General features: G+C 45.6%; 19 protein-coding genes. 13 read left to right on the plus strand and 6 right to left on the minus strand.

The window, feature by feature from the left end:
• Positions 1–75 precede the first annotated feature (75 nt).
• Together AB4154_RS19940 and AB4154_RS19945 are read right to left on the minus strand one after the other, a co-directional pair.
• Entirely contained in the window at positions 76–654 is a 579-nt protein-coding gene (locus AB4154_RS19940; protein WP_017059982.1) for a hypothetical protein, read from the minus strand.
• Between the two features lie 196 nt (positions 655–850).
• A complete protein-coding gene (locus AB4154_RS19945) occupies positions 851–2,449 on the minus strand; it encodes an isocitrate lyase (RefSeq protein ID WP_017067477.1) in 1,599 nt (532 codons plus the stop codon).
• 130 nt (positions 2,450–2,579) lie between these two features.
• On the opposite strand from AB4154_RS19945, the gene AB4154_RS19950 reads away from it, so the two are divergent.
• Positions 2,580–3,533: a LysR family transcriptional regulator gene (locus tag AB4154_RS19950; protein ID WP_012600244.1), complete on the plus strand. Its 954-nt coding sequence runs from the start codon at positions 2,580–2,582 to the stop codon at positions 3,531–3,533.
• Positions 3,534–3,688: 155 nt separating this feature from the next.
• Positions 3,689–5,872: a malate synthase G gene (locus tag AB4154_RS19955; protein ID WP_102321306.1), complete on the plus strand. Its 2,184-nt coding sequence runs from the start codon at positions 3,689–3,691 to the stop codon at positions 5,870–5,872.
• Positions 5,873–6,081: 209 nt separating this feature from the next.
• Here AB4154_RS19955 and AB4154_RS19960 read toward each other — a convergent pair whose 3' ends face one another.
• Together AB4154_RS19960 and AB4154_RS19965 are read right to left on the minus strand one after the other, a co-directional pair.
• Positions 6,082–7,509 carry an NAD-dependent succinate-semialdehyde dehydrogenase gene (locus AB4154_RS19960; RefSeq protein ID WP_372123927.1) on the minus strand — a complete coding sequence of 476 codons (1,428 nt, stop codon included), beginning with the start codon at positions 7,507–7,509 and terminating at the stop codon, positions 6,082–6,084.
• 230 nt (positions 7,510–7,739) lie between these two features.
• On the minus strand, positions 7,740–8,528 hold the full coding sequence (locus tag AB4154_RS19965) for an IclR family transcriptional regulator (RefSeq protein ID WP_372123929.1): 789 nt from the start codon (positions 8,526–8,528) through the stop codon (positions 7,740–7,742).
• Positions 8,529–8,682: 154 nt separating this feature from the next.
• Between AB4154_RS19965 and pta the strand changes: the two genes are divergently transcribed.
• The gene (gene pta, locus AB4154_RS19970; protein ID WP_372123931.1) at positions 8,683–9,756 is read left to right on the plus strand and encodes a phosphate acetyltransferase; all 1,074 of its coding nucleotides are present in this window, start codon (positions 8,683–8,685) and stop codon (positions 9,754–9,756) included.
• A gap of 73 nt (positions 9,757–9,829) precedes the next feature.
• On the plus strand, positions 9,830–10,597 hold the full coding sequence (locus tag AB4154_RS19975) for a sulfite exporter TauE/SafE family protein (RefSeq protein WP_104215640.1): 768 nt from the start codon (positions 9,830–9,832) through the stop codon (positions 10,595–10,597).
• Between the two features lie 50 nt (positions 10,598–10,647).
• Here AB4154_RS19975 and AB4154_RS19980 read toward each other — a convergent pair whose 3' ends face one another.
• Both AB4154_RS19980 and AB4154_RS19985 read right to left on the minus strand, forming a co-directional pair.
• On the minus strand, positions 10,648–12,369 hold the full coding sequence (locus tag AB4154_RS19980) for a cobaltochelatase CobT-related protein (RefSeq protein ID WP_136974689.1): 1,722 nt from the start codon (positions 12,367–12,369) through the stop codon (positions 10,648–10,650).
• A gap of 3 nt (positions 12,370–12,372) precedes the next feature.
• Positions 12,373–13,356, minus strand: a complete 984-nt coding sequence (locus tag AB4154_RS19985; RefSeq protein ID WP_170962820.1) for an AAA family ATPase — start codon at positions 13,354–13,356, stop codon at positions 12,373–12,375.
• 262 nt (positions 13,357–13,618) lie between these two features.
• Between AB4154_RS19985 and xsc the strand changes: the two genes are divergently transcribed.
• From xsc to AB4154_RS20030, 9 genes are all read left to right on the plus strand, one after another.
• Positions 13,619–15,430: a sulfoacetaldehyde acetyltransferase gene (gene xsc / locus AB4154_RS19990; protein WP_004731917.1), complete on the plus strand. Its 1,812-nt coding sequence runs from the start codon at positions 13,619–13,621 to the stop codon at positions 15,428–15,430.
• Positions 15,431–15,900: 470 nt separating this feature from the next.
• A complete protein-coding gene (locus AB4154_RS19995) occupies positions 15,901–16,671 on the plus strand; it encodes an FRG domain-containing protein (protein WP_372123970.1) in 771 nt (256 codons plus the stop codon).
• Positions 16,672–16,935: 264 nt separating this feature from the next.
• Positions 16,936–17,373, plus strand: coding sequence for a nuclear transport factor 2 family protein (locus tag AB4154_RS20000; RefSeq protein WP_102332696.1), 438 nt, complete (start codon positions 16,936–16,938; stop codon positions 17,371–17,373).
• Between the two features lie 48 nt (positions 17,374–17,421).
• Positions 17,422–18,888, plus strand: a complete 1,467-nt coding sequence (locus AB4154_RS20005; protein ID WP_372123933.1) for an NAD(P)/FAD-dependent oxidoreductase — start codon at positions 17,422–17,424, stop codon at positions 18,886–18,888.
• Between the two features lie 117 nt (positions 18,889–19,005).
• Positions 19,006–20,007, plus strand: a complete 1,002-nt coding sequence (locus AB4154_RS20010) for a TRAP transporter substrate-binding protein (protein WP_136974686.1) — start codon at positions 19,006–19,008, stop codon at positions 20,005–20,007.
• Between the two features lie 164 nt (positions 20,008–20,171).
• Positions 20,172–20,714, plus strand: a complete 543-nt coding sequence (locus AB4154_RS20015; protein WP_017059970.1) for a TRAP transporter small permease — start codon at positions 20,172–20,174, stop codon at positions 20,712–20,714.
• A gap of 37 nt (positions 20,715–20,751) precedes the next feature.
• On the plus strand, positions 20,752–22,092 hold the full coding sequence (locus AB4154_RS20020; protein ID WP_017064290.1) for a TRAP transporter large permease: 1,341 nt from the start codon (positions 20,752–20,754) through the stop codon (positions 22,090–22,092).
• An 11-nt stretch (positions 22,093–22,103) separates the two neighbouring features.
• Positions 22,104–23,024 carry a cache domain-containing protein gene (locus AB4154_RS20025; protein ID WP_136974685.1) on the plus strand — a complete coding sequence of 307 codons (921 nt, stop codon included), beginning with the start codon at positions 22,104–22,106 and terminating at the stop codon, positions 23,022–23,024.
• Between the two features lie 236 nt (positions 23,025–23,260).
• On the plus strand, positions 23,261–23,833 hold the full coding sequence (locus AB4154_RS20030; protein ID WP_017059967.1) for a malate synthase: 573 nt from the start codon (positions 23,261–23,263) through the stop codon (positions 23,831–23,833).
• The last annotated feature ends 462 nt before the right edge of the window (positions 23,834–24,295 follow it).

A 24,295-nucleotide genomic window follows, 5' to 3' on the forward strand; every position in this document is an offset into this window, starting at 1 on the left:
GGCTGATAGCAAATAAAAATGGCTCCGTGTTGGGAGCCATTTTTGTTTTTAAGAAGACTGATTTGTTGAACGTTTTCAGTCGGCCAACTCGGGCTCAGCTAACTCCTGAACACAAGCACGGCTGATGTCTTCATCAATGTAGGCCATACCGAGTTTATTGAGGTAGTCCATGCGATCGGCAGTGCGAAGCTCGATGTCGGGGCCTGCAATGTTGTTGGCTTGATAAATTTCAGTGAGATGAGACATGAATTGCTCGCCCACACTCATCATCAATAGACTCATTGCGCCTACGTCCGGTCTTACTTTGGTGCGTTGCTTTTCAGATAGGTTTACCGCTAGTACGATAGGTTGTTCTTCACCTTCGAATCGAACGCCTCGCTCACGAACGGTTTGTTGAGCCCAGTAGTACGCCAGTTCTTTACTCTGAGTGAGAAACACTGGCTCAACCGATTCGGTATAGTTGTTGCCGATGGTTGCCATAGTTTTTGAAGCTGCTTCGTTGAGCGCTTTGTCTCCAGAACGTTTTAAACCTTGGCCTTGAATCGAAGCCAATAAAGCTGAAGATGTGCCGTGATACCAAGTATCACCCGTCGCGAAACCATTCTCTGATAACAGTGTTTTTGCATCTTGTAGGTGTGTAGGTATTGAAGTCATAGGCACTCTCAACAAATAGGAATCTGAACAAATATGTATACAGTTAGCTTAAACAGAAGTTGTTCGGTTAACCGTGGTGTGGAACACAAATCTGAGGCTTTGAGATAAAGCTGGCAGTACAAGCTTTATCTCAAAGCCTTCCCCCGGATCTTACCTAAGTAAGAGAGAAGGACGGGGGAGGCTTTAGCGTTAGCGATTAATCAAATTGGTTCGATGTATTCGCTTCACCTGCAGCTTTTAGTGCGTTCTCACCAGCAAAGTACTCTTTGTGGTCATCACCCATGTCAGAACCAGACATGTTTTGGTGTTTAACACATGCGATGCCTTGGCGGATTTCTTTACGCTGAACATTCGCAACGTAACCTAACATGCCTTGGTCGCCGAAGTACTCTTTCGCTAGGTTGTCAGTAGACAGCGCAGCAGTGTGGTAAGTCGGTAGCGTAATCAAGTGGTGGAAAATACCCGCTTCACGTGATGCGTCTGCTTGGAATGTACGGATCTTCTCGTCAGCGCTTGCAGACAGTTCAGTTTCATCGTATTCCGCGCTCATTAGGCTTGCACGGTCGTAAGCTGAAACATCTTTACCTTCTGCTACCATCGCATCGTATGCTTGTTGGCGGAAGTTTAGCGTCCAGTTGAATGATGGAGAGTTGTTGTAAACCAGCTTCGCATTAGGGTGAACTTCACGTACGCCGTCCATCATCTCTTTGATTTGACCGATGTGTGGCTTCTCAGTCTCAATCCATAGTAGGTCAGCACCCGCGTTGATTGCTTCAATACAGTCGAATACACAACGGTCTTCACCAGTACCTTGGCGGAATTGGTATAAGCCTGAAGGTAGACGCTTAGGTCGAACTAGCTTGCCGTCACGGTTAAAGCAAACGTCGCCTTCTGCCATATCTGCAACATCGATCTCTTCAACATCTAGGTATGAGTTGTAGATATCACCTTGGTCGCCCGGCTCTTTCACTACTGCGATTTCTTTTGTTAGGCCAGCACCTTGAGAATCGGTACGAGCAACAATAACGCCGTTGTCGATGCCTAGTTCAAGGAAAGCGTAACGAAGTGCGCGAAGTTTTGCGTGGAAGTCAGCGTGTGGAACCGTTACTTTGCCGTCTTGGTGACCACATTGCTTCTCATCGGCAACTTGGTTTTCAATTTGTAGACAACATGCGCCTGCTTCAATCATCTGCTTAGCCATTAGGTAGGTCGCTTCTGCGTTACCAAAACCTGCATCGATATCGGCGATGATTGGCACCACGTGTGTTACGTGATTGTCGATTTTGTCTTGGATAAGGTCTTGTTGGTTAACGTCGCCCGCTTCACGTGCAGCGTCTAGCTCACGGAATAAACCACCCAGTTCACGTGCATCAGCTTGGCGCAGGAATGTGTATAGTTCTTCTACTAGGCCTGCAACCGATGTTTTCTCATGCATAGATTGGTCTGGAAGTGGACCAAAATCAGAGCGAAGTGCAGCAACCATCCAACCAGAAAGGTATAGGTAACGACGGTCAGTCTTGCCATCAAAGTGCTTCTTAATAGAAATCAGTTTTTGTTGGCCGATGAAACCATGCCAACAACCCAGAGACTGAGTGTATTGAGAGCTGTCTTCGTCGTAAGCCGCCATGTCTGCACGCATGATATCTGCCGTGTATTGTGCAATATCCAGACCTGTTTTGAATTTGTTTTGAGCTCGCATACGAGCAGCAGATTCAGGGTTAATTGCATCCCATGGAGCACCAGCAGCGCTTTTTGCAACTTCAATCATTTCGATATCTTGTGTAATTTGCGACATAACTATTCCTTAGTTTCACGTGGGGTATGGTTGCCAAATTGGCTTGGATTAAAACTTTGCTATGGACAAAGAATAACCACTCATGTGATAATTTTGTTAATTTATAGTTATTATATTCGGTATTTTTCTTATGAATATTGCTCGCATAGACCTTAATTTGCTTGTGTATTTAGACATGTTGCTACGTGAAAGAAACGTTACACGAGCAGCAAATCAATTGGGTATTACTCAACCAGCCATGAGTAATGGCCTTCGCCGATTGCGTGATCTGTTTGAAGACCCGCTATTAGTAAGAACAAGTGAAGGGATGATACCGACCGAACGCGCGCATAAGTTGCAGCCACTGATTCGAAACATCTTGGCGAATGTAGAGAAGACACTGCAACCGACCACAGAGTTTAATGCAGAAGACAGTGAACGCGTGTTTCGTATCATGGCGAGTGACTATGCAGAGTCGACCATTATTCAACCTCTTCTGAAAAGGTTAAGTGAGATAGCACCGAAAATACGACTGGATATCATGACGCCAAGTGACGTGAGTTATCAGGATGTAGAGCAAGGTACCGTTGATATAATTATCAACCGATTTGACGATATTCCTCAGTCGTTTCACCAGATGAGCCTCTGGCACGACGGGTTTTCTTGCCTATTTAGTTGTGACAACCCGATCGCCGACAACTTCGATATTTTGTCTTATTTAAAGGCACAACATATTTGGGTAAGTAAGACAGGTATGGGAACGGGAGTGGGAATAAACCCAAGTGAAGCACAAAAGCTTGGTTGGATAGATGAGGCATTAATGCGCATCGGTAAAACCCGTAACATCACGGTGTTTACTCGACACTATTTGTCGGCGATTCTCTTCGCTCAGCAGAAGAACCTTATCCTGACTATTCCTACCAAAGCAGCTCAACTGCAGCGCAATAATCCTAGATTGTTGATCAAGCCTGCGCCATTTGCGATTGAACCCTTTGAGGTGAAGATGGCGTGGAGTCCATTGTTACAAACCAATCCAGACCATCAGTGGATGCGTCGTTTGATTAAAAGTGTCGCTAACGAAATCGAGAGTGGAGTGACGGAATAACATAGTTTGTAGGGTATTTTTTATATGAATATCCAATATAACCGGCATAAATTAGCTAAATTCATGTCCGTTAAGTAAGTTTAAATCAGTAAAGTAAATTTGAGCTAGTCACGAAAATTTATTGAGTAGCCATCAATTAGTTTGAGAGAGATTTTATGAGCAGTCGTATTCAACAGGGAAGCTTGAACATTGATAGCACCCTCTACCAATTAATTAATGAGCAGGTGATTCCTGGAACAGGCATTGTCGCTGAAGACTTTTGGCAATCATTTGCAACCATTCTTGAAGATTTGGCGCCAAAAAATCGCGCATTGCTTATCAAGCGTGAAGATCTTCAACATCAAATTGACGTTTGGCACCAAGAGCGTGCCGGGCAAACGCTAGATCCTGTAGAGTACAAACAGTTCTTACAGCAGATCGGTTATTTGGTTCCTGAAGGCGATGACTTTCAAGTGACGACAGCCAGCGTAGAACCTGAGATCGCAACACAAGCAGGGCCGCAGCTTGTGGTGCCAATCATGAACGCACGCTTTGCACTTAACGCAGCCAATGCGCGTTGGGGCAGTCTATATGATGCGCTCTACGGAACGGACGTGATCAGTGAAAGTGATGGCGCGGAAAAGGGCGGAAGCTTTAACCCTGCTCGTGGCGCTAAAGTAGTGACTTATGCTCGTGAGTTCCTTGATGATGCAGCGCCATTAAACGGTGTCTCTCATAAAGACGTGACCAAATACAGCATCAGTAACGCTAGCATCGGCAATAAGCTCATAGCGACACTCGATAACGGCGAAGAAGTCACTCTCATTGATAGCGACCAGTTCATTGGCTATCAAGGTGACGCAAGTTCCCCTTCGTGCATTCTTCTTAAACACAATAATCTGCACATCGAAATTCAAATTGACCCAAGCGCACCGATTGGTAGCGTTGATGTGGCGGGTATTAAAGATGTGTTGGTCGAAGCTGCCCTAACAACCATTATGGATTGCGAAGACTCGGTTGCTGCAGTTGATGGTGAAGACAAAGCATTGGCTTACCGTAACTGGTTAGGCTTGATGAAAGGTGATCTGCAAGAATCACTAGAGAAAAACGGCAAAACTATTGTTCGTAACCTTAATCCCGATCGCCAATACACCAGCGTGACGGGTGGTGAGATTTCACTAAAAGGCCGCAGCATGTTGTTCATCCGTAATGTCGGCCACTTGATGACTAACCCTGCGATTATTGATGCCGAAGGTAATGAAGTGCCTGAAGGCATTATGGATGGCATGATCACTTCGTTAATTGCGATGCATGATTTAAAAGGCAACAGCGCGTACCAAAACTCGACTGCGAACAGTATCAACATCGTAAAACCTAAGATGCATGGCCCTGAAGAAGTCGCCTTTACTAATGAATTGTTTGGCCGTATTGAAGATGCATTAGGGCTAGATCGATTCACGATAAAAGTCGGCATCATGGACGAAGAGCGTCGTACTTCGGTTAACCTTAAAGAATGTATTCGTGCAGCTAAAGATCGTGTTGTGTTTATCAACACAGGTTTCTTAGACCGAACGGGTGATGAGATTCACACCAGTATGGAAGCGGGGCCTTTTGCTCCTAAAACACAGCTGAAAACCATGACTTGGATTGGCGCATACGAAGATCAAAACGTTGATCTTGGCTTAGCTTGTGGCCTGCAAGGTAAAGCCCAGATTGGTAAAGGTATGTGGCCAGAGCCGGATAATATGGCGAAGATGATGGACGCGAAAATCGGACATCCACAAGCGGGTGCCAATACCGCTTGGGTTCCTTCTCCAACCGCCGCGACTTTGCACGCGCTGCACTATCATAAGGTGAGTGTACCAAGCCGTCAGAAAGAGCTTCGTGAGCGAGTGAGAGCCAATGTCGATGATATTCTTACTATCCCGCTACTGGGCAACCAAAAGCTTACCGCGCAAGATATTCAAAGTGAACTGGATAACAACACCCAAGGTATTTTGGGTTATGTGGTTCGTTGGATTGACCAAGGCGTTGGTTGTTCGAAGGTACCTGATATTAACGATGTAGGGTTAATGGAAGACCGAGCGACGCTGCGTATTTCAAGCCAGCATATTGCGAACTGGTTACGTCACGGCATTTGCGAGGAAGCTCAGGTAATGAAAACCATGAAGCGTATGGCCGCAGTGGTGGATGAGCAAAACGCTGGCGACCCGAGTTACCGTAACATGGCGCCTGATTTTGAAAACAGCATTGCATTTTCAGCGGCGTGTCAGTTGGTATTCGAAGGCTGTGCTCAGCCGAGCGGTTACACCGAGCCAGTGCTGCACGCGATGCGTCTAAAACTGAAAGCGCAGGGATAGTGAAGCAACCGAATAACAAAAACAGAGAATGTAAAATACTAAAAAAAGAAACCCCCTTTAACCGAGCCCAAGGTGCCGCGCTTTTATAGCGCGGCTTTTTTTTGATTCATTTTTGTGGTGGGAAGGGGGGAAGTGGGGCAGGTTAGTGCTCACTAAGACTTAATTATTTCCGAGCCCTAATCACTGCCAGAACTTAGTTACTACCAACCTTATTTTCCGCCAAAGCAAAGATACTTAATGTCCATGTACTCATCGATGCCTTCTTTCGCACCTTCACGGCCAATACCTGATTGTTTCACACCACCGAAAGGCGCGACTTCGGTTGAGATTAGACCATCATTAATGCCGACCATACCGTACTCAAGCGCTTCTGCAATGTTCCACACTCGGTGGATGTTCTGACTGTAGAAGTAAGACGCCAAACCATAAATCGTATCGTTGGCCATCTCGATAAGCTCTTCGTCCGTGTCGAATTTCATCACGGGCGCGACTGGGCCAAAGATCTCTTGTTGAACGATGTCCATGCTGTGTTTTACATCTTTAAGAACAACAGGTTGAATGAAAAGCCCATTAAGTTCCTGAGTTGGCGTGACAGGCGTGGCACCTTGTTCAATCGCTCGGTTTACCAAAGCTTGGATGTTGTTCTTTGCGTTCAGGCTGACAACAGGGCCAATCGTGACACCTTCATCTAAGCCGTTACCAATCTTAAGCTGCTGAACCGCTTGATCGAATTTAGCCACAAACTCATCGTACACTTTACTGTGAACGTAGAATCGGTTTGCACAGACACATGTTTGACCTGCATTACGGAACTTCGACGCCATTGCCCCTTGAACGGCTGCATCGATGTCGGCATCGTCAAACACAATAAATGGTGCGTTACCGCCAAGTTCCATTGAGGTGCGTTTGATGCCTTTTGCGGCTTGAGCCATCAAAATACTGCCCACACGGGTCGACCCAGTGAAAGAGATTTTTTTGATAAGCGGATGCGAAGTGAATAGGTTGCCCACTTGTTCAGGGCTTTCACCAAGCACCACTTGAAGTAGATCTTTAGGGATACCCGCTTGATAAGCCAGTTCAACCACAGCAAACGCAGAAAGCGGTGTCTCATCCGAAGGTTTCACGACAAAGCTACAACCGGCAGCTAAGGCAGGAGCCGCTTTACGAGTGATCATTGCGATAGGGAAGTTCCATGGCGTAATCGCACACGCGACGCCGATAGGTTGCTTGATGGTCACTAAGCGTTTGCCTGCAACTGTGCTCGGAATGGAATCACCATAAGTGCGCTTCGCTTCTTCTGCAAACCACTCAATGAAGCTCGCGCCATACACGACTTCACCTGTCGCTTCGGCTAACGGCTTGCCCTGTTCCATTGTCATGATTCGAGCAAGGTCATCTTTGTTTTCGAGGATCAACTGGTGCCAGCGATGAAGCAGTGCAGCACGAGATTTAGCAGGAATTTTTGCCCACTCTTTCTGTGCGACATGAGCTCGTTCAATCGCGCTCGATAACTCTGTTTCTGATGATATCGGTGCGTGCCCGATGAGTTCCCCCGTTGCTGGGTTTGTGACTGCAACTGCGTTGTTCGCTTCTGTCACCATAAAAGAGAGTAAGTGCTGGTTATCAATGTTTAGCATCGTGATTCCTTTGTCGTGATTACTTTAGACGTGTTGCTGATGTGCGGGTTGGCGAGTGTTCAGAACACTTGGACCAAATGTTGATTAGTCGCAGATTGTGGTCGTTAATTCGATAGTTTTGAAGCCCTTGTTTGCGTAAGCATTGTTTACCAAATCATGTCTATCAAAGTAGGTTTTTCGAAATCCATGATCAGCTAAGTCATGGACTTCGAAATTCTCTAAGAAAGTGTTTACTGCTGACTCCAATTATCAGCTTCGATTTTCGCCAGCGCTTTTGCTGCTTTTTGAAGTGCGGGCAAGAATTTTATTGCTTCATCCGGTTTCACTCGAATCACAGGCGCTTGTATCGCTAGGCCTAGGTTTGATTGACCTGTTGGTGAGGGGATCAGCACTGCGATACAGACTAAGCCTGGCAAAAACTCTTCATCATCAATAGCAAAACCTTGGATTTTCGCTTCTTCGATGTCTTTCTCTAGAATCGAATAGTCGGTAATCGTGTTTACGGTGTATTGAGTCAGCGGCACATTTTCAATTAATCGTCTGCGCTGCGACTTAGACATGTGCGCTAAAAACAGTTTGCCAGTAGCCGAGCAGTGCACGGGAACGCGAGAGCCGGGGTGCAGGTGAAAGCGAAGGGGAGCTTCAGTTTCGGCACGATCGAGATAGATGATTTCACCACTTGAAAGAGCCGTCAGGTTACAACTCTCACCGACTTCTGCTCTTAGATTTTCAAGGATGGTGCGTCGCGCGCTGTGCATGGTGCTATTCAAAAGTAGGTTTTCGGCAAGTTTTCTTAGTCGAATGCCTGAGCTGTAGTGCTTTTCGTCGCCATCTCTTTGAATGATGCCCGCGGCTTCTAATTGCTGAAGCATTCGGTGCAGCGTGGGTTTTGGTAATCCGGTCTCTTCGACTAAACCTTGAAGAGAAATAAACTCGTCTTTTTGCGCTATCACCTCTAATAGTGCAAAAAGTCGGAGGGTCGGTGTATCCCCTTGAACTTGCGGTGTTTCTGTTTGCATACAGTGATTCATCCTTGCGATATGTCTATGCCTAAGAGTGTACATACCAAATCATTATTCTTCAATTATCTGAATAAAATTTGACCTTTTTTATTATTCCAATAATATAAATGTAAATTATGGAACAATTAATCTCAATAAATGGAATTTAAAGATGAAGGCGATTGAACGGATTATTGATAAAGCTCATTTAGATCGTAAGCGTGTTGTTTTGAGTGAAGCGGAGGACCCGCGAGTGCTAGCTGCTGCAAGAATGGCAATCGACAAACAGCTCGCTCACATCACACTCGTGGGCGATGAATCGGCGATCATCGCTGCTGCAGAACTGCATCACATTAACCTGGCTGGCATTCATATTGTTTCTCCTCAGGCGCCGTCACTCAAAGAGGTGCTCGCTGAGCGGCTGTATACATTAAGAAAAGCCAAAGGCATGACTTATGATGACGCTCTAGAGCTGGTTCAAGATCCACTTGTTTTTGCCAATCTGATGGTCAGAGAGGGGCTGGTGGATGGCACAGTTAATGGTGCGGTTTATACCACGTCTGATGTGGTGCGAGCTGCGCTTCAGATTATCGGCCCCGCGCCAGACAGTGAATTGGTATCCAGTTTCTTTCTGATGATGTTGTGTGAGCCTTTCCATAATCTTAAAGGCGGCATGATTTTCAGTGACTGTGGTTTGGTGATTAACCCCAATGAAACCGAGCTAGCATCGATTGCCGTAGCCGCATCAATCAGTGCTCAAACGCTACTGATGGAAGAACCTAAAGTCGCAATGCTGTCTTTTTCGACCAACGGCAGTGCCAAGCACGAATCGGTCGATAAGGTTCGTAATGCGGCTCAACTCGTAAAACAACGTTGTCCCGGAATCGCCGTCGATCAGGATGTTCAACTCGATGCCGCGATTGTGACTGAGATTGCCGCGAAAAAGCTGCCAGATTCAGAGGTGAAAGGTCAATCGAACGTGTTGATATTTCCCAATTTAGAAGCAGGTAATATTGGTTATAAGCTTGCGGAAAGGTTAGGCGGGGCAGTTGCGATTGGTCCACTGTTACAAGGGTTGAATCAACCTGCGAATGACTTATCAAGAGGGTGTTGCGCACAAGACATCTTTAATGTGATCGCGGTGACCGCGGTACAAGCGCAGCAAGGGAAAGTGTCTGACTCTAAGGCTGATACTGAAGCTGAGGTTGAAGAAAGACAAGAGTCGACGTTTGATTTTAGGTATTAACATCTCGCTCCTGAATCTAGCACTCAAATTCGCACTCATATCCAATCCCCAAACAACCTAATTAGGATTGCTAATGGAGTTACCTGTTTTACTCGCCATTCTTACCACTATTGCGGTGGGTACCTATTTTCAAACTGTCACCGGATTTGGCCTCGGTATCATCGTGATTGGTTTAACGGTTAGCCTTAATCTGGTTTCCTTACCCGTTATAGCTGCTGTGGTCAGTATTGTGACTTTGTTCAATTGCTTGGTTGCATTGATGGGTAAGCCACTGCTTGGGGAACTCAAGATTCTGGTGGTGTTGGTCATCGGTATTATTCCCGGCGTTTCGATGGGGGTGTACTTGCTGGACGAGTTAAGCGATTCGGCAACGCATATTCTCCGAGGACTATTGGGTGCGATGGTGCTATTCGCAGGTCTGAGCTTTATGTTCAAACCTAAAACCAGAAAGGATCGCTCGGCAACCGTATGTTTTCTTGTCTCAGGCTTTAGCTCTGGGTTAGCGGGTGGGTTGTTTGGGATGGCAGGTCCACCGATTGTTTATCATCTCTATCGGCAACCTTTTTCTCTCGATCTGGTGCGAAGCACACTGCTGATGGTGTTCGCTTGTACGTCGATGTCACGTACGGTCAATGTCTACGCTGCAGGCGACATGGAACAGAGCATACTGTGGCTATCTGCTATTGCTGTTCCCTTGGTGGCGCTTGTCACGATGTTTGCTCGACGTTTCCCACCACCGTTGTCCAATGATCAACTCAGAAAGCTGGTGTTTATTGTGTTGATGTTGATTGGTGGGTACTTGATGGCGGTCTCTGCATGGTCGTTGTTTGGCTCTTCGTAAACCATTCTCGACAAAGGAGGCTAGTGAGTCGCTAGCCTAAGCTTCCCTGTTTAAACACGCTTCAGCATCTCAAATACGCTCTTAGATAATCCGAACAAGCAGCTCTCTTGTACGTCCAAGGTAATGTTGTTGCGGTAATATGGGCTCAAATCCACTCCCATCCCCACGCCATGAATCTCAATTCCGTTTTTGGTCGACTCACGTTCAATGACTTGTTTGAGGTGGTTATCCAAATAGAACTGATCGTTGGCGGTGCTGGTGGCGGTATCCATTGGGCAGCCGTCTGAGAACACGATCAAAACCTTTCGTTGAGCAGCGTGCTGTTGCAACCGCTGGCTCGCGAACTGTACCGCTTCGCCATCAATCCCTTCTTTAAAGACGTCTGCTTTACGAAGACTCGCAATGCCAAGGCGAGATCGTCTCCAATGGGTATCAAAATCCTTAAACACGATGTGCCGAACTTCGTTCAAGCGGCCTGGGTGCTTTGGTTGGCCTTGTTTAAGCCACTGTCGATAGACCTTGCCACCGTTCCAGTTGTTGGTAGTGAAGCCAATGATCTCAAATGGGATATCAGCCAATCCTACGGATTTGAGAATGGTGTCCATCAACAAACTTAGCTTGTGACTGTGCTTTTGCATTGAACCTGAACAATCCATCAAAAACGTGATAGCACATTGATGAGATGCACCGATGTCAGGTTGATAAAAGACAGTGCGATCCAATGGCGACGTGATGAGCTTGGTGATGGTGGTGGCGTTAACAATGCCTTCTTCTAAATGGTCCTGACGTCGGTTCCTTTGTGGCGTCGCGACAAAGTTGGCGAGCATAGCGGCTAAACGGCGAGTATTGACTTGTCTCGCCATGATTTCATCGGTGAGTTTCTGCCTCAGTTCGAGTAATAGGGAGCGCCTGACGAGTTTATCTGCGGCGACAATTCGATCAAATTCTGAATTAAAGACCTGATAATTCGCGCCCGACAACTCGAATACCTTGCTACTGCCTGTGATGTCGGTATCGACGTCTTGATCTTGAATGTCTCCATCAACGATAAGGGCAAGCTGCGCAAGGATTTTTATGTCTTCTTCAACCGTTGGCGTAGCCGAGCTATCGCTCTCTTGCTCTTGGTTGATGAGCTCTTTTGCAAGGGCAGCAAGCTCATTGGCGCAGTGAGCAAACTGTTGTTGGTCGGTTCTATGTTGCTTTAAGCGCTTCAGGCTGTACCCGAAAGTAGGCACGATGCCGGCGCGAGTCGACTCAATGGTCTCAGCGATAGGCTCAGACACCGGAACGCCAGTTAAGCGGGTGTAGATGACTTGCATCAGTGTAAACAGCAACATGCCTATTCGTGATTCGGTAAAGCCATTTTGATGATATTGGTTGCTCCAATACGCAAAGTTGAATTGGATGCTGGTGGTCACGCCTTTTAGATAAGGCGGGACTTGAGATTCAATTCGGACCTGTTCGCAGAAGTCGTAAAGCAGACGTTCTATTTCGTTTTGAGGGCGTAGTGAATAGTGGAGGTCAGCGTCTGAAAGCAATAATCGCAGTGCCGATGAATCGATCTTGCCCTGCATCGATAGCTTGCTGTTTTTTAGCTCGTGGCGAGAAACAAAGGTGAGATCGTTAGTATGCGCAGACTGATAATAACAGGGGCTATTGCCTTTATAGAGACGTTCTCCCCGGTAGTTCAGATTGAGTTCGCCACTGATTGCTCTGGCGACAGACACACCAATATCGAGGATCTTTTTCTGCTGGGAAGAAACATTGGCCATGGTTTACGACTCCGAGTGCGAATAGTTTTGAGTAGGCGTTTCTAAATCTTCACCAAAGCAACGGAAATAGTATTCGCTAACCAGCTCTTTCTCTTCGTCTTCACATCGATTCAAGAATGACAATCTAAATGCAGTCGCTACATCGTCGAATATTTGGATGTTTTCGGCCCAAGTGAGCACCGTTCGCGGAGACATCACCGTTGAAAGGTCACCAGCCCGAAACCCGTTACGCGTTAATCCTGCGGTGGCGATCATTTTCTCGACCAGTTGTCGACCACTCTCATTATTCAGCTCTGGAAGCTTGGATAACACGATCTTAGTTTCATGTTGTGGATCTAAATAGTTGAGCGTGGCGATGATGTTCCATCTATCTAATTGACTCTGGTTAAGCACTTGAGTGCCAGAATACAAACCTGAGAAGTTACCCAAGCCAAGCGTGTTGCAGGTAGCAAACAGGCGGAAAGAAGGGTGAGGCGTGATCACTCGGTTTTGCTCTAAAGAGGTGTATTTGCCGTCTTGTTCTAACAGTTGTTGAATCACAAACATCACGTCAGGGCGACCAGCGTCGTACTCATCTAATACCAGTGCGATGGGTTGTTGAATGCTTTGCGGAAGAATGCCTTCTTTAAACTCAGTCACCTGCATTCCGTCTTTAATGACGATGCTGTCTTTACCAATGAAATCCAAGCGACTTAAGTGTCCGTCTAGGTTGATCCTCAAGCATGGCCAGTTCAATCTCGCGGCGATTTGTTCAATGTGAGATGACTTGCCCGTTCCGTGTGTGCCTTGAATCAGCGTGCGACGATTGGAGGTGAACCCTGCCAATATAGCCAGCGTCACTTCGGGGTCAAAACAGTAATTAGGATCGACTCTCGGCACATATTCACCCGGATGTTCAAATGCCATCACCGTTAGGTTACTGTCGATGCCAAAGCGTTCTCTCACGCTTACCGGCTGCGTTGGTACCAATTCCGCCTCTTTCATCATATTTCCCTCTATATAGCTCATCACTTGTCGCTGCTATCGCGATATGTCATCGATTATTAACAGCTCCAGTTAAGTTAACGACACTTTTTGTACGAAAAACTACCAATAATGTGATCCAGTTTTGTTAATTAGAATGAATTGTTCCAATTTAATATAAAAAGTTGACGTGCAAAAATTCTACTACTAAGGTGAAAATGAATTCTAAAAAGAGACAATTCATTCCGAAAAATGAAATTTTGGTTAACTCAAGGAGAATGGAAGAATGAGCGAGCAAGAAAAACGTACGGTTGTTTCCGGCACAGTAACAATGACACCATCAGAAGCGTTCGTTGAAACTATGGTTGCTAATGATGTTACCGATATGTTCGGCATCATGGGGTCGGCATTTATGGACGCAATGGATATCTTTGCTCCTGCTGGCATTCGATTAGTCCCAGTAGTACACGAGCAAGGCGCTGCCCACATGGCAGATGGTTACTCTCGTGTATCTGGTCGCCATGGCGTGGTTATCGGGCAAAATGGCCCAGGTATCAGTAACTGTGTAACAGCAATTGCAGCTGCGTTCTGGGCACATAGCCCGGTCGTAATTGTGACGCCAGAGACAGGCACTAAAACAATGGGCTTAGGTGGTTTCCAAGAATGTAACCAGCTTCCAATGTTCCAAGAGTTTACTAAGTATCAAGGACACGTAACGCACCCAGATCGTATGGCGGAATACACAGGACGATGCTTCGACCGTGCGATGAGCGAAATGGGTCCAACTCAGCTAAATATTCCTCGTGACTACTTCTACGGTGAAACTCAAACTGAAATCCCTAAACCAGCGCGTTTAGACCGAGGTCCTGGTGGTGAGAAATCTCTGAATGAAGCAGCAGACTTGATAGCTGAAGCGAAATTCCCAGTCATCATTTCTGGTGGCGGTGTGGTAATGGCTGACGCAGTTCAAGAGTGTGCGGCACTGGCAGAAAGACTGGGTGCTCCTGTTGTGAACAGCTACCTACACAATGATTCTTTCCCTGCTAGTCACCCATTATGGTGTGGTCCTTTAGGCTACCAAGGTTCGAAAGCAGCAATGAAATTGATGGCTCAAGCGGATGTGGTTATCGCTTTGGGTACACGTCTTGGTCCATTTGGTACCTTGCCTCAACATGGCATGGACTACTGGCCGAAGAACGCGAAAATCATTCAGATTGATGCAGACAACAAGATGCTTGGTCTGGTTAAGAAGATTTCGGTTGGTATCTGTGGTGATGCAAAAGCAGCAGCGGTTGCTCTATCTGAAAGATTGGAAGGCCGCGCACTGTTGTGTGATGACAACAAAGGCGCTCGCCAAGATACAGTCGCAACAGAGAAAGCACTTTGGGAAAAAGAGCTTGATGAGTGGACACACGAACGTGACTCGTTCAGCTTAGATATGATTGAGGAAAACTCACACGAGACTCCGTTCTCTGGTGGCGAATATCTACACCCACGTCAAGTATTGCGTGAACTAGAAAAAGCGATGCCTGAAGACGTAATGGTCTCGACGGATATCGGTAACATCAACTCAGTGGCAAACAGCTATTTACGCTTTGAGAAACCACGTAGCTTCTTTGCTGCAATGAGTTTCGGTAACTGTGGTTACGCATTCCCGACCATCATTGGTGCGAAAGCAGCGGCACCTCATCGTCCCGCTATTTCTTATGCAGGCGATGGTGCGTGGGGCATGAGCTTGATGGAAACCATGACATGTGTTCGCCATAACATTCCAGTGACAGCCGTGGTATTCCACAACCGTCAATGGGGTGCAGAGAAGAAGAACCAAGTCGACTTCTACAACCGACGCTTTGTTGCCGGTGAACTTGAAAACCAAAGCTTTGCAGAGATTGCACGAGCTATGGGCGCTGAAGGTATCACGGTTGATAAGCTAGAAGATGTAGGTCCAACCTTGCAAAAAGCCATCGACATGCAGATGAATGAAGGCAAAACAACCATCATTGAAATCATGTGTACTCAGGAATTGGGCGACCCGTTCCGCCGAGATGCACTATCAACACCGGTTCGTTTCTTAGATAAATATAAAGATTACGTATAAGTCGTAGGAAGTTTGTCCGGCCGCAGATATCTCGAGAGTGTTAGAGAAAGTGCTATCGAGAATGTGGTCGGGCAATACCAACGGGTATTGGCAAGTACTTAGGTGAAGAACGTAAACGCTTAGTTCAATAATTTCCAGTTAAACATTAGAACACTAATTAAATGTTCATTAGGGAAATAAGTGGTTATAGCTATATAAACTTTGTTACTCGTTATTATTAATCGACCATTAACTCATAGCTACTTAGTGAATGGCTCTAATACTGATACTTGTTTATGAAGATATATACTTATTATTATTTTAGAAAATACAATAACGACACTCGTTGACTATTGGTCAATCGTTATTATTAGTTGATTTTTATCATCGATTGATAGGGTTGTTGATATTTAGATTTACCGGATTTAAATTAAGTGAATCGTAGTATGCATGTTGTGGAAAATAAATATTATATAAGCTCACTCTAAGAGCTGTATAAAATAATCGATTCACTTATTACAGAGTGTAGTGGGCATCGTGGTTTGATTTATAACGTATGTGATTATGAAAATCAAAACCTGATGCCAAGTTTAGGTCGCTCAAATCGAAAGAATATTCGCCGTGTCGAACAAGAGCTTCTTTCGACCGTGAGAGTTTATGGCGGGCATTCGTTGAGTGCACACGAGATAAACGATTGGTTATTGATGTGTTTAGCCAAGAAACAGGGGTTTCCAACCCGTTTACTTGAGTGGACAGATAACCTGGTCAATGCGTTGTGGTCTGTGTGTCATAGCCAAAGCAAAGACTGTATCAATATTATTAAAGCCATTGATTATCATAAGGTTAGTGTTTTTAACTCACCATGTGACCTGAATAGAACTCAGATATTCAATGTGGCTGATTGTGATCAGCAAGAGCAACGAAAAGATAAGTGGTATTCCATTCACCCATTTAAGGAAGGTGGCAATGATGCCATTCAGCCTTTGTACGATGAGAAAGAATATTCAAACGGTCTAGTGTCCGTTCATATTCTTCCATCAGCGAAAGTAAACCTGATAAAGGAATTAACCTCCATGAATGTTTTAAATGAACCGACAGAATATATTGAAGAGAAACTGGCTGATTTGAAAAATGAAGCCCATGTAGATAACAATCAAGCAATTAATAAAGGTGAGGGTAATATCGAATTACAAGTTAATACTCATGATCGCCAGCTTGAGCAGTATGGCCGAAAGTACCATCAAGATTTTGACTTCGACTAAAGTCTAATATTTCTAATTATTTTATTTAGACCTCGTATAAATCTAGTGAGTGACTGTGTAAATAAAATTAGAACACTAATTAATTTATAAAAAGATGAAATCTGTGAGCTTAAAGATTGTTTATAAAGTAACTCGAAGTTAGAGTGGCGAAGCTTGTTATCAAGTTGTTAAATTTCACAGATCTAGTTTAAACACTCTAATAAAAAAGTGGCGCAAAGCTACTGAAATTTAAACCAATAACGAAAACATAAAGGATTCTGGAATATGAATATGCAAACCAATGCAGCGACATTCGTGCTGGAAAACCAAGTCGACACCGCCTTTTTACAGTCTTTTAGTGATGCATGGAATAACCATGATATTGAAGCGCTAATGTCGTTTATGACCGAAGACTGTGTCTTCCACACCGTGGCAGGAGAAGGCGTACTTGGAAACACTATCGAAGGGTACGAAGCCGTTCGCAATAGCTTTGAATTGGTTTGGCAGAACTTTCCAGATGCAGCCTGGAGCGACCCTGTCCACTTTGTGTGTGGTGACCGCGCAGTAAGCGAATCAACGTTCTCTGCGACTAACCCTGATGGCACTGTCATCGAAGCTCGTATGGTTGATGTGTTTACCCTGAAAGAGGGAAAAATCAGCGTAAAAAATGCCTTCCGTAAAACACGACCTCTTTTGACTCCCAGCAATACTCCCAAGAGTTAGACACGAAACCAAAATCAGTCCACGTGTTATGACTAGGAGAGTCGAATTATGAGTTTAGTAATGGAACAACCGGCAGCCGATGTGCCGCCAAAGGTGACAAGCACCCAAGCACAAGAAAGTACCCAAGCAAAAGAAAGATACGATCCAAAATACGATCCACTTAAAGACAAGAGCCCAGGTCACGGTAAGGAATACGCCCCGACTTATTGGGTAGATACCGCAGGCGCGCCACCTGAAGATGATGGTCCAATTACATCGGATATGGATGTCGATGTGGCGATAATCGGTTCAGGCTACACAGGCCTAAGCACCGCGATACACCTTGCTGAAATGTATGGCATTAAAGCGACTGTGATTGAAGCTAACCGTATGAGTTGGGGTTGCAGTACCCGAAATGGTGGCCAGGCTCAGTGTGCGTCAGGACGTTTGAAGCGTTCTCAGTGGATTGAACGCTGGGGACTCGAAACCGCACTGAAAATGCACCGCGAATGCGTCGATGGTATGAACACCTTTAAGTCTCTGATCAAAGACATTGATTGTGACCCACAGCCGGGCGGCCACTTATACGTTGCCCATCGTCCCAAAGTGATGGCAACACTTGAAAAAGAAGCCAAGTTGCTGCGTGACACGTTCGATTACGATGCGCAGATCTTAGATGCGGAAACCGTAAAACGTGATTACGTTGGTGATCAAGAAGCGGCAGGCGCAATGCACGAACCAGAAGGCATTGGCATCCATGCAGGGAAACTGGCGTTTGGTTATCTAAGAAAGGCGAGAGCACTCGGCGTAAAAGTTCACCCAGCAAGCCCTGTGATGGGTTGGGAAACACGCAACGGTGTGCACTACTTAAAAACACCAGGTGGTGTGGTTAAGGCTCGTTCTGTTGGTGTTTGTACCGGTGGTTACACCAGTCAAGGTTTGCATTCAGAGCTTAAGAATCGCCTATTACCCGTACTTTCTAACTCAATGGTGACGCGTCCGTTAACTCAAGACGAAATCGCCGCGTGTAACTTCAAAACCAATCAGGTGATTACTGATACTAGAATTCTGCGTCATTACTACCGTTTGTTACCCGATAACCGAGTGCAGATAGGTACACGCAGTGCCATCAGTGGCAAGAATGCACCTGAAAAGAAATACGAAGATATGTTGAGAGCGGATTTAACCCGAAAATTCCCTTCTCTCGATCAGATCAAAATCGATTATTCATGGTGGGGTTGGGTTGATGTTAGCCACGACATGATGCCAAGAATCTATCAGCCGAATCCAAAGCAATCCATATTCTACGCACTAGGGTATGGCGGCAATGGTGTGATGTATTCCGCTCAAGCAGGTAAGCGCCTTGCTCAGTGGATAGCAGGCGAAGGTCACAAGCTCGACCTACCAATATTTGAATCAAAACTTCCGTTCCCCAACGTGAGGGAAGTGGTGGAATCAGAGATGTTTGCACCGTTTCGAAGAATGGGGCAGCGGTTCCTTTATCAGTGGTATTCGTTAAAGGATGAAAGGCTGTAACTACCCGAACATTGTTTCCAAAATAGGGAAATAGAATTACGACCAGGAAAGTTGTACCAGGTCACCTTGTGAGCAAAGTACAGGCAGGAAGTCTGTATGATAGGAAAGGTTAAGACTATGAAATTGATTAAAAATAAAATTATTGCTGGTGTCACTATTGTAGCAACAACGGTGTTATCTCATACCGCGGCAGCAGCGAATTTTAAAATGGCTATCGGCGATGCTGCTGGTGGTACGCAGTGGGAATTAGCGACCTCATTCTCTGAACTGATGGAGCAAAAAACAGACGGTAAAGTGAAAATCGATCTGTTCCCGAACGGCCAATTAGGCAATGAGCAAGATACCGTCAATGATGCGGCAATTGGTCTTCTCGACTTCTCTGTACTGGCGATCAACAACGTGACGCCTTTCTCTCCAACCGTTGGTCTATTGACCATGCCTTACGTGATTCAAAGCGCAGAAGAAGCAGTGCTACTGACTCAAGGTCAAGTAGGCCAAGATTTAGTTGATAACACGATTCGTGATGCTGGTGTTCGCATCGTAGGTTGGGCTTATTCTGGCTTTAGGGTTTTGACTAACTCGAAAAAGCCTGTTGCTTCACCAGAAGATCTAAAAGGTCTAGTGATTCGTGTTCCTCGTAACGAAATCATGATCGCGTCTTACCAAGCATGGGGTGTAAACCCAACACCAATGGCGTGGTCTGAGACTTTCACTGGCCTGCAACAAGGTGTGGTAGATGGTCAAGATAACCCTTACATCACAGTCCACGCGATGAAATTCAACGAAGTACAAAAGTACGTGACCAACATTCGCTACATTTTCTCTTTGGAACCTCTAATTGTGAGTGAAACGGTCTTCCAACAACAGACTCCTGAAATGCAAAAAATCATTCTTGAAGCAGGTCAGGAAGCGACAGAGCACAGTTTTGCTTATCTAGAAAATACGGAAAACAAGATCCGTGAAGAGCTACAAGCGAAAGGCATGGTATTCACAGACCCAGCAGACAACGAGCAAGAGTGGATCAGCAAGGTGACTAAGTCAGTTTGGCCTAAGTTCTACTCAAGTATTGGAGGCAAAGACAAGCTAGACGACGTTCTTGAGTTACTAGGTAGAAAGTAACGATTAGATTCGCCCTATCTGCTGTTCTGCGCTACTTAATCACCTAGCTATAGAACAGTGAGATAGGGCATTTACATGGCTGTACTCGTTGATCTGTTCTGTACCTGATCTTTTTAGGACCGTGAGCGACTGGTTGTCATGTGGAAATCAACATTGGAGGTTATATGTCAGTCGCTAAAACAATAAAAACGCACCTAAACAACATTGAGGAATATACCTGTTGTCTGCTGCTCGCAAGCTTTGTCCTATTGCTGTTTACACAAATCCTTACTCGTCAGTTCTTTGATTACTCTATCCCTTGGGGGGATGAGGTCGCTACTTACATGTTCGTTTGGTTTGCCTATCTAGGGGCTGTTGTTGCGGCCAAGATGTCGGCGCACAACCGAGTGAGCTTTCACTTTAAATTCTTTCCGCCAATCGTGCAGACCGTGAGTGAAACCATCGCTGACTTCTTATGGCTCTGTTTCAACGGCTACTTCGTTTACCTCAGCTACGACTTCGTGTTCAACAAAATGAATCTGTTTTGGAAGTCTCAGACTACAGGTATCCCGATGAAGTACTTCTACATGATTTTACCTATCGCGTTTTCACTGATGATGATTCGAATTATCTGGAACAACTATGAGCGTTTATTCAAAGGCGCAACCAACGAAGATCCAGAAGTCAAAGAGCTGCGCAAAATGACGGCACAAAAGTCAGCGCAATAGTCATCACAGAGAATAGTCGTAATAGAGAGATGTAATAATGGAATCCTATTTAACTCTAATTTTATTTGGTGGCTTTTTAACGCTGTTAATTCTGGGCGCACCAATCACAGTATCACTGGCTGGCGCTTCGATGGCGGCCTATATGTTGCTCGACAAAAATCCCATCGCTTTAGTACAAATCGCGTTTACCTCGGTGGGTAACTTCCCGCTAATGGCCCTGCCAGCCTTTGTTCTTGCGGGTGCATTAATGGAGGCGGCGGGTATCTCCAAACGTCTGGTGGATATCGCCGAAAGCTTAGCGGGTCCCGTAACAGGTGGCCTTGGCGCAGCAACGGTAATGGCGTGTCTTTTCTTTGGTGCTATCTCGGGTTCAGGCCCTGCAACCACCGCTGCGGTAGGCATGCTAATGGTGCCTGCGATGGTCAAGCGTGACTACGATAAGAGCTACGCATCGGCAGTTACTGCTGCATCTGGTGGCTTGGGCATTATCATCCCACCATCCATTCCCTTGGTTATCTTTGGTATCTCCGCAATGGGCTTAATGGCGCCACCGGAAGCCATTGCTCAACACGGCCAGTTTGCTTCTTTGTCTATTCCAAAACTGTTTGTTGCTGGGGTTGTACCGGGCTTCATCATGGCTTCGACGCTGGTGGTAACCAACTACTTCATTGCTAAGCGAGAAGGCTATAAAGGGTTGACTGAAACCTGGTCGTTTGGCGATGTAAGGCACTACTTGCGCCGCGGTTTATGGTCGATATTAGCGCCGTTCTTGATTCTTGGCGGTATCTACAGCGGCATGTTCACACCAACAGAATCTGCGGTTGTAGCGATATTCTATTCGTTGTTTGTGGGTGTATTTATTCACCGCGAATTGTCGTTCAAAAGTGTGATGAAATCTCTATCGACCACGACATGGATCACCGGACGTGTGTTGTTGATCCTCTTTGCAGCAACAGTATTTGGACGCTTGTTGATCGAGCAAAAGATCCCGGTTGTCGTGGCTGAATCATTACTCAGTTTTACCGACAACATGTACATGGTGTGGGCGCTAACCATTACCTTGTTGTTGTTCATCGGCATGTTTATGGAAACCTTAGCGGCGATCATGATCATCGTGCCAGTGTTACTGCCAATCATGTACATGCTGGGCGCTGATCCAACTCACGTGGGCATCGTGGTGGTGTGTACCTTATCGATAGGTTTTGCAACGCCGCCGCTTGGGGAAAATATCTTTGTCGCCTCGGGGATTGGTGGCTCTACGGTTGAGCAGATCACCGCGAAGATCCATCCCTTTGTACTTGCATCTGTCGTGGGCGTTTTCGTTATCGCTTTCTTCCCACAAATCACGCTTTGGCTACCGTCCTTAGTCGGCTATTAGGAGACACAACGATGAATCTATCCAGAATAATCCTTATTGGCTGCGCCTTGTTTGCTGTGGTCAGCGGCATTGGATTGCGTGCAGAGCATTCAGAAGTCGAGAAAGAGATTAAGCCAGTCAATGTGCTCGATATTTCTGAGCCACATGTGGTCAGTGACGCTGAAAGAAGAGCTAAAACCTTGCTTGCGAAAGCGGTGGTGCACGTTCAAAAAGAAGGTGACGACAGCGTGAAAGACTTCATGAGTGATGCCGAATATATAGACGGTGAGCTCTATGTGTTTGCTCTTGGTATTGATGGCCAATTCCTTGCCAGTGGCGGCTCTTCCATGGTCCTGGTAGGCGACAGTGTGTTGGATACCCAAGACGTTTACGGCAATCCTTTTTTCCGTGAAATGATCACCAAAGCGGTCCACAAGGGTTTTGGTGAAGTGAAGTATCACTGGACCAATCCGACCGATCGAATGGGTGAGCCGAAAACGACTTTCTTTGAACGTGTGGGTGATGTGATTGTCGCTGTCGGTTATTACCCTGAACGTTCCAGTGCGGCCGAAGCAAAGAATTTACTGGCGAGAGCGATGACCGCGATAGTGGAGTCAGAACAAGAGAGCCTAAATGAGTTTAATGATGCCGATGGCAGCTTTGTAGAAGGGGATTTGTATGTGTTTGTGATGGATATGAGCTCTGGAAAGTTGCTGGCGCATGGGGTCTCTCCTGAGCTAGTTGGGCGTTCGCACAGCGAGATTCTAAGTCCTGACGATAAACCGATTCTCACTGAGATGTTAAATCTAGCCAAAGAAAATGGTCGTGGCGTTTACACCTATCGATGGTTAAATCCGCTGTCGAGCAAAGTGGAAACTAAGCACACTTACTATCGAGTTATCGACAATAAGTTGGTTGGGGTGGGTTATTACACAAATTCAAACAACACGTAAACGCGTTTCTACGGAACCCTCAACCCAGTTAAATAAAGGGCTGGGGGCTCGAAATGCCGGTTTGTGTAAAAAAGCAATTTAGTAAAATTCACACTGTGTAATTTTTGTTGTGAAATTGTTTCAAAAATAACAGTAGTATGAAAAACATGGAAACCACACAGTAAAGAACAATTTTGAAAAGGGTCTATTGGGATGTTTGACCTAAATGAAATTTAAAGCCGTACGAGGGATAGACTATGAATATGCTGACACTAGACAAAACAGAACTTCACAGAAACCATTCAACATTTATTGCTGAAGCTGTCTTTGCCGTCGAAATGGTGAAAGCAGACAAGCAACTCGAAAAACAAAAAATGGCGAAACAGTTGCTTGATACTCTATTTCCTCTCGAGTCTGGTTCTCACGAAGATGTAGTGAGCTACGAGATTGACTACCGACACGTTCAGGTTTATTTCAAAAACGGTGAACACACAGGTTTGAAACGCGCTAAACACTTTGTGGCTTACACAGGTGATAAATCTAAGCCTTCAGCAATCCTATTCCGTGATGAAAGCGGTACGCACGTTGAAGTGACAATCGGTGCTCGTAAAGGCACTGGCCGCCTGGAGTTGGTTGATATTCAAGATATCCAATTAGAGACGTGCACCACGTTTGGTCAAACTGAGGCGAGCCGTTCTTCTGGCATCCGTCACTGGGTGAGCTTAGTAAAAGGCGATGAAAGTGGCCGCCCGAATGCATCAAGTGAAGACAAAGAGTTCACGGCGAAAAATGGTGAAGACTATAACCTAGGTTTTTGCTTCGCAATCTAACGAACTGTCTTTGAAATGTGCAGTGCTGATCTGTGAGACGCAGCACTGACATTTGAGCACTGATTTCTCTTTTACCTTTGGTAACTTTCCCCGCCCCTATAGCGGGGCTTTTTTATTAGAGCTATAAGTAAATTGGGCGATTATCAAAATTATATGCAGAAATTTTGGATGTGACGTTACAGTGTGTGGTTTTGATTTAAGTTGTTGTATTTAAATAATTTTGTTCTTTTGTTTTATTCTGTTTTTATTAGGTTAACTATCATTGTCAACGGTGGCTTGGGCGACTATTGAGCGAAATCTCAGTCAAAATGCTTTGAGCTGTGCTATAATACGCGCCTTGGGATTGAGCCAGTAAGTCCATTTATCACTAACTATTGTGATTTTTATTGCCTTTTATTTAGGCGATGCGGCGAGCCAATCAAGTAGTAGTTGGATATGGAGAGCGTCCTTATATTCGTTGAA

Source organism: Vibrio sp. 10N.286.51.B11, assembly GCF_041469245.1.
Lineage (GTDB): Bacteria > Pseudomonadota > Gammaproteobacteria > Enterobacterales > Vibrionaceae > Vibrio > Vibrio crassostreae_C.

What these genes read in the sequence shown, in the direction of transcription:
- AB4154_RS19940 (WP_017059982.1), bottom strand. Translation starts at nt 654, where the DNA reads ATGACTTCAATACCTACACACCTACAAGATGCAAAAACACTGTTATCA.
- AB4154_RS19945 (WP_017067477.1), bottom strand. Translation starts at nt 2,449, where the DNA reads ATGTCGCAAATTACACAAGATATCGAAATGATTGAAGTTGCAAAAAGC.
- AB4154_RS19950 (WP_012600244.1), top strand. Translation starts at nt 2,580, where the DNA reads ATGAATATTGCTCGCATAGACCTTAATTTGCTTGTGTATTTAGACATG.
- AB4154_RS19955 (WP_102321306.1), top strand. Translation starts at nt 3,689, where the DNA reads ATGAGCAGTCGTATTCAACAGGGAAGCTTGAACATTGATAGCACCCTC.
- AB4154_RS19960 (WP_372123927.1), bottom strand. Translation starts at nt 7,509, where the DNA reads ATGCTAAACATTGATAACCAGCACTTACTCTCTTTTATGGTGACAGAA.
- AB4154_RS19965 (WP_372123929.1), bottom strand. Translation starts at nt 8,528, where the DNA reads ATGCAAACAGAAACACCGCAAGTTCAAGGGGATACACCGACCCTCCGA.
- pta (WP_372123931.1), top strand. Translation starts at nt 8,683, where the DNA reads ATGAAGGCGATTGAACGGATTATTGATAAAGCTCATTTAGATCGTAAG.
- AB4154_RS19975 (WP_104215640.1), top strand. Translation starts at nt 9,830, where the DNA reads ATGGAGTTACCTGTTTTACTCGCCATTCTTACCACTATTGCGGTGGGT.
- AB4154_RS19980 (WP_136974689.1), bottom strand. Translation starts at nt 12,369, where the DNA reads ATGGCCAATGTTTCTTCCCAGCAGAAAAAGATCCTCGATATTGGTGTG.
- AB4154_RS19985 (WP_170962820.1), bottom strand. Translation starts at nt 13,356, where the DNA reads ATGATGAAAGAGGCGGAATTGGTACCAACGCAGCCGGTAAGCGTGAGA.
- xsc (WP_004731917.1), top strand. Translation starts at nt 13,619, where the DNA reads ATGAGCGAGCAAGAAAAACGTACGGTTGTTTCCGGCACAGTAACAATG.
- AB4154_RS20000 (WP_102332696.1), top strand. Translation starts at nt 16,936, where the DNA reads ATGAATATGCAAACCAATGCAGCGACATTCGTGCTGGAAAACCAAGTC.
- AB4154_RS20005 (WP_372123933.1), top strand. Translation starts at nt 17,422, where the DNA reads ATGAGTTTAGTAATGGAACAACCGGCAGCCGATGTGCCGCCAAAGGTG.
- AB4154_RS20010 (WP_136974686.1), top strand. Translation starts at nt 19,006, where the DNA reads ATGAAATTGATTAAAAATAAAATTATTGCTGGTGTCACTATTGTAGCA.
- AB4154_RS20015 (WP_017059970.1), top strand. Translation starts at nt 20,172, where the DNA reads ATGTCAGTCGCTAAAACAATAAAAACGCACCTAAACAACATTGAGGAA.
- AB4154_RS20020 (WP_017064290.1), top strand. Translation starts at nt 20,752, where the DNA reads ATGGAATCCTATTTAACTCTAATTTTATTTGGTGGCTTTTTAACGCTG.
- AB4154_RS20025 (WP_136974685.1), top strand. Translation starts at nt 22,104, where the DNA reads ATGAATCTATCCAGAATAATCCTTATTGGCTGCGCCTTGTTTGCTGTG.
- AB4154_RS20030 (WP_017059967.1), top strand. Translation starts at nt 23,261, where the DNA reads ATGAATATGCTGACACTAGACAAAACAGAACTTCACAGAAACCATTCA.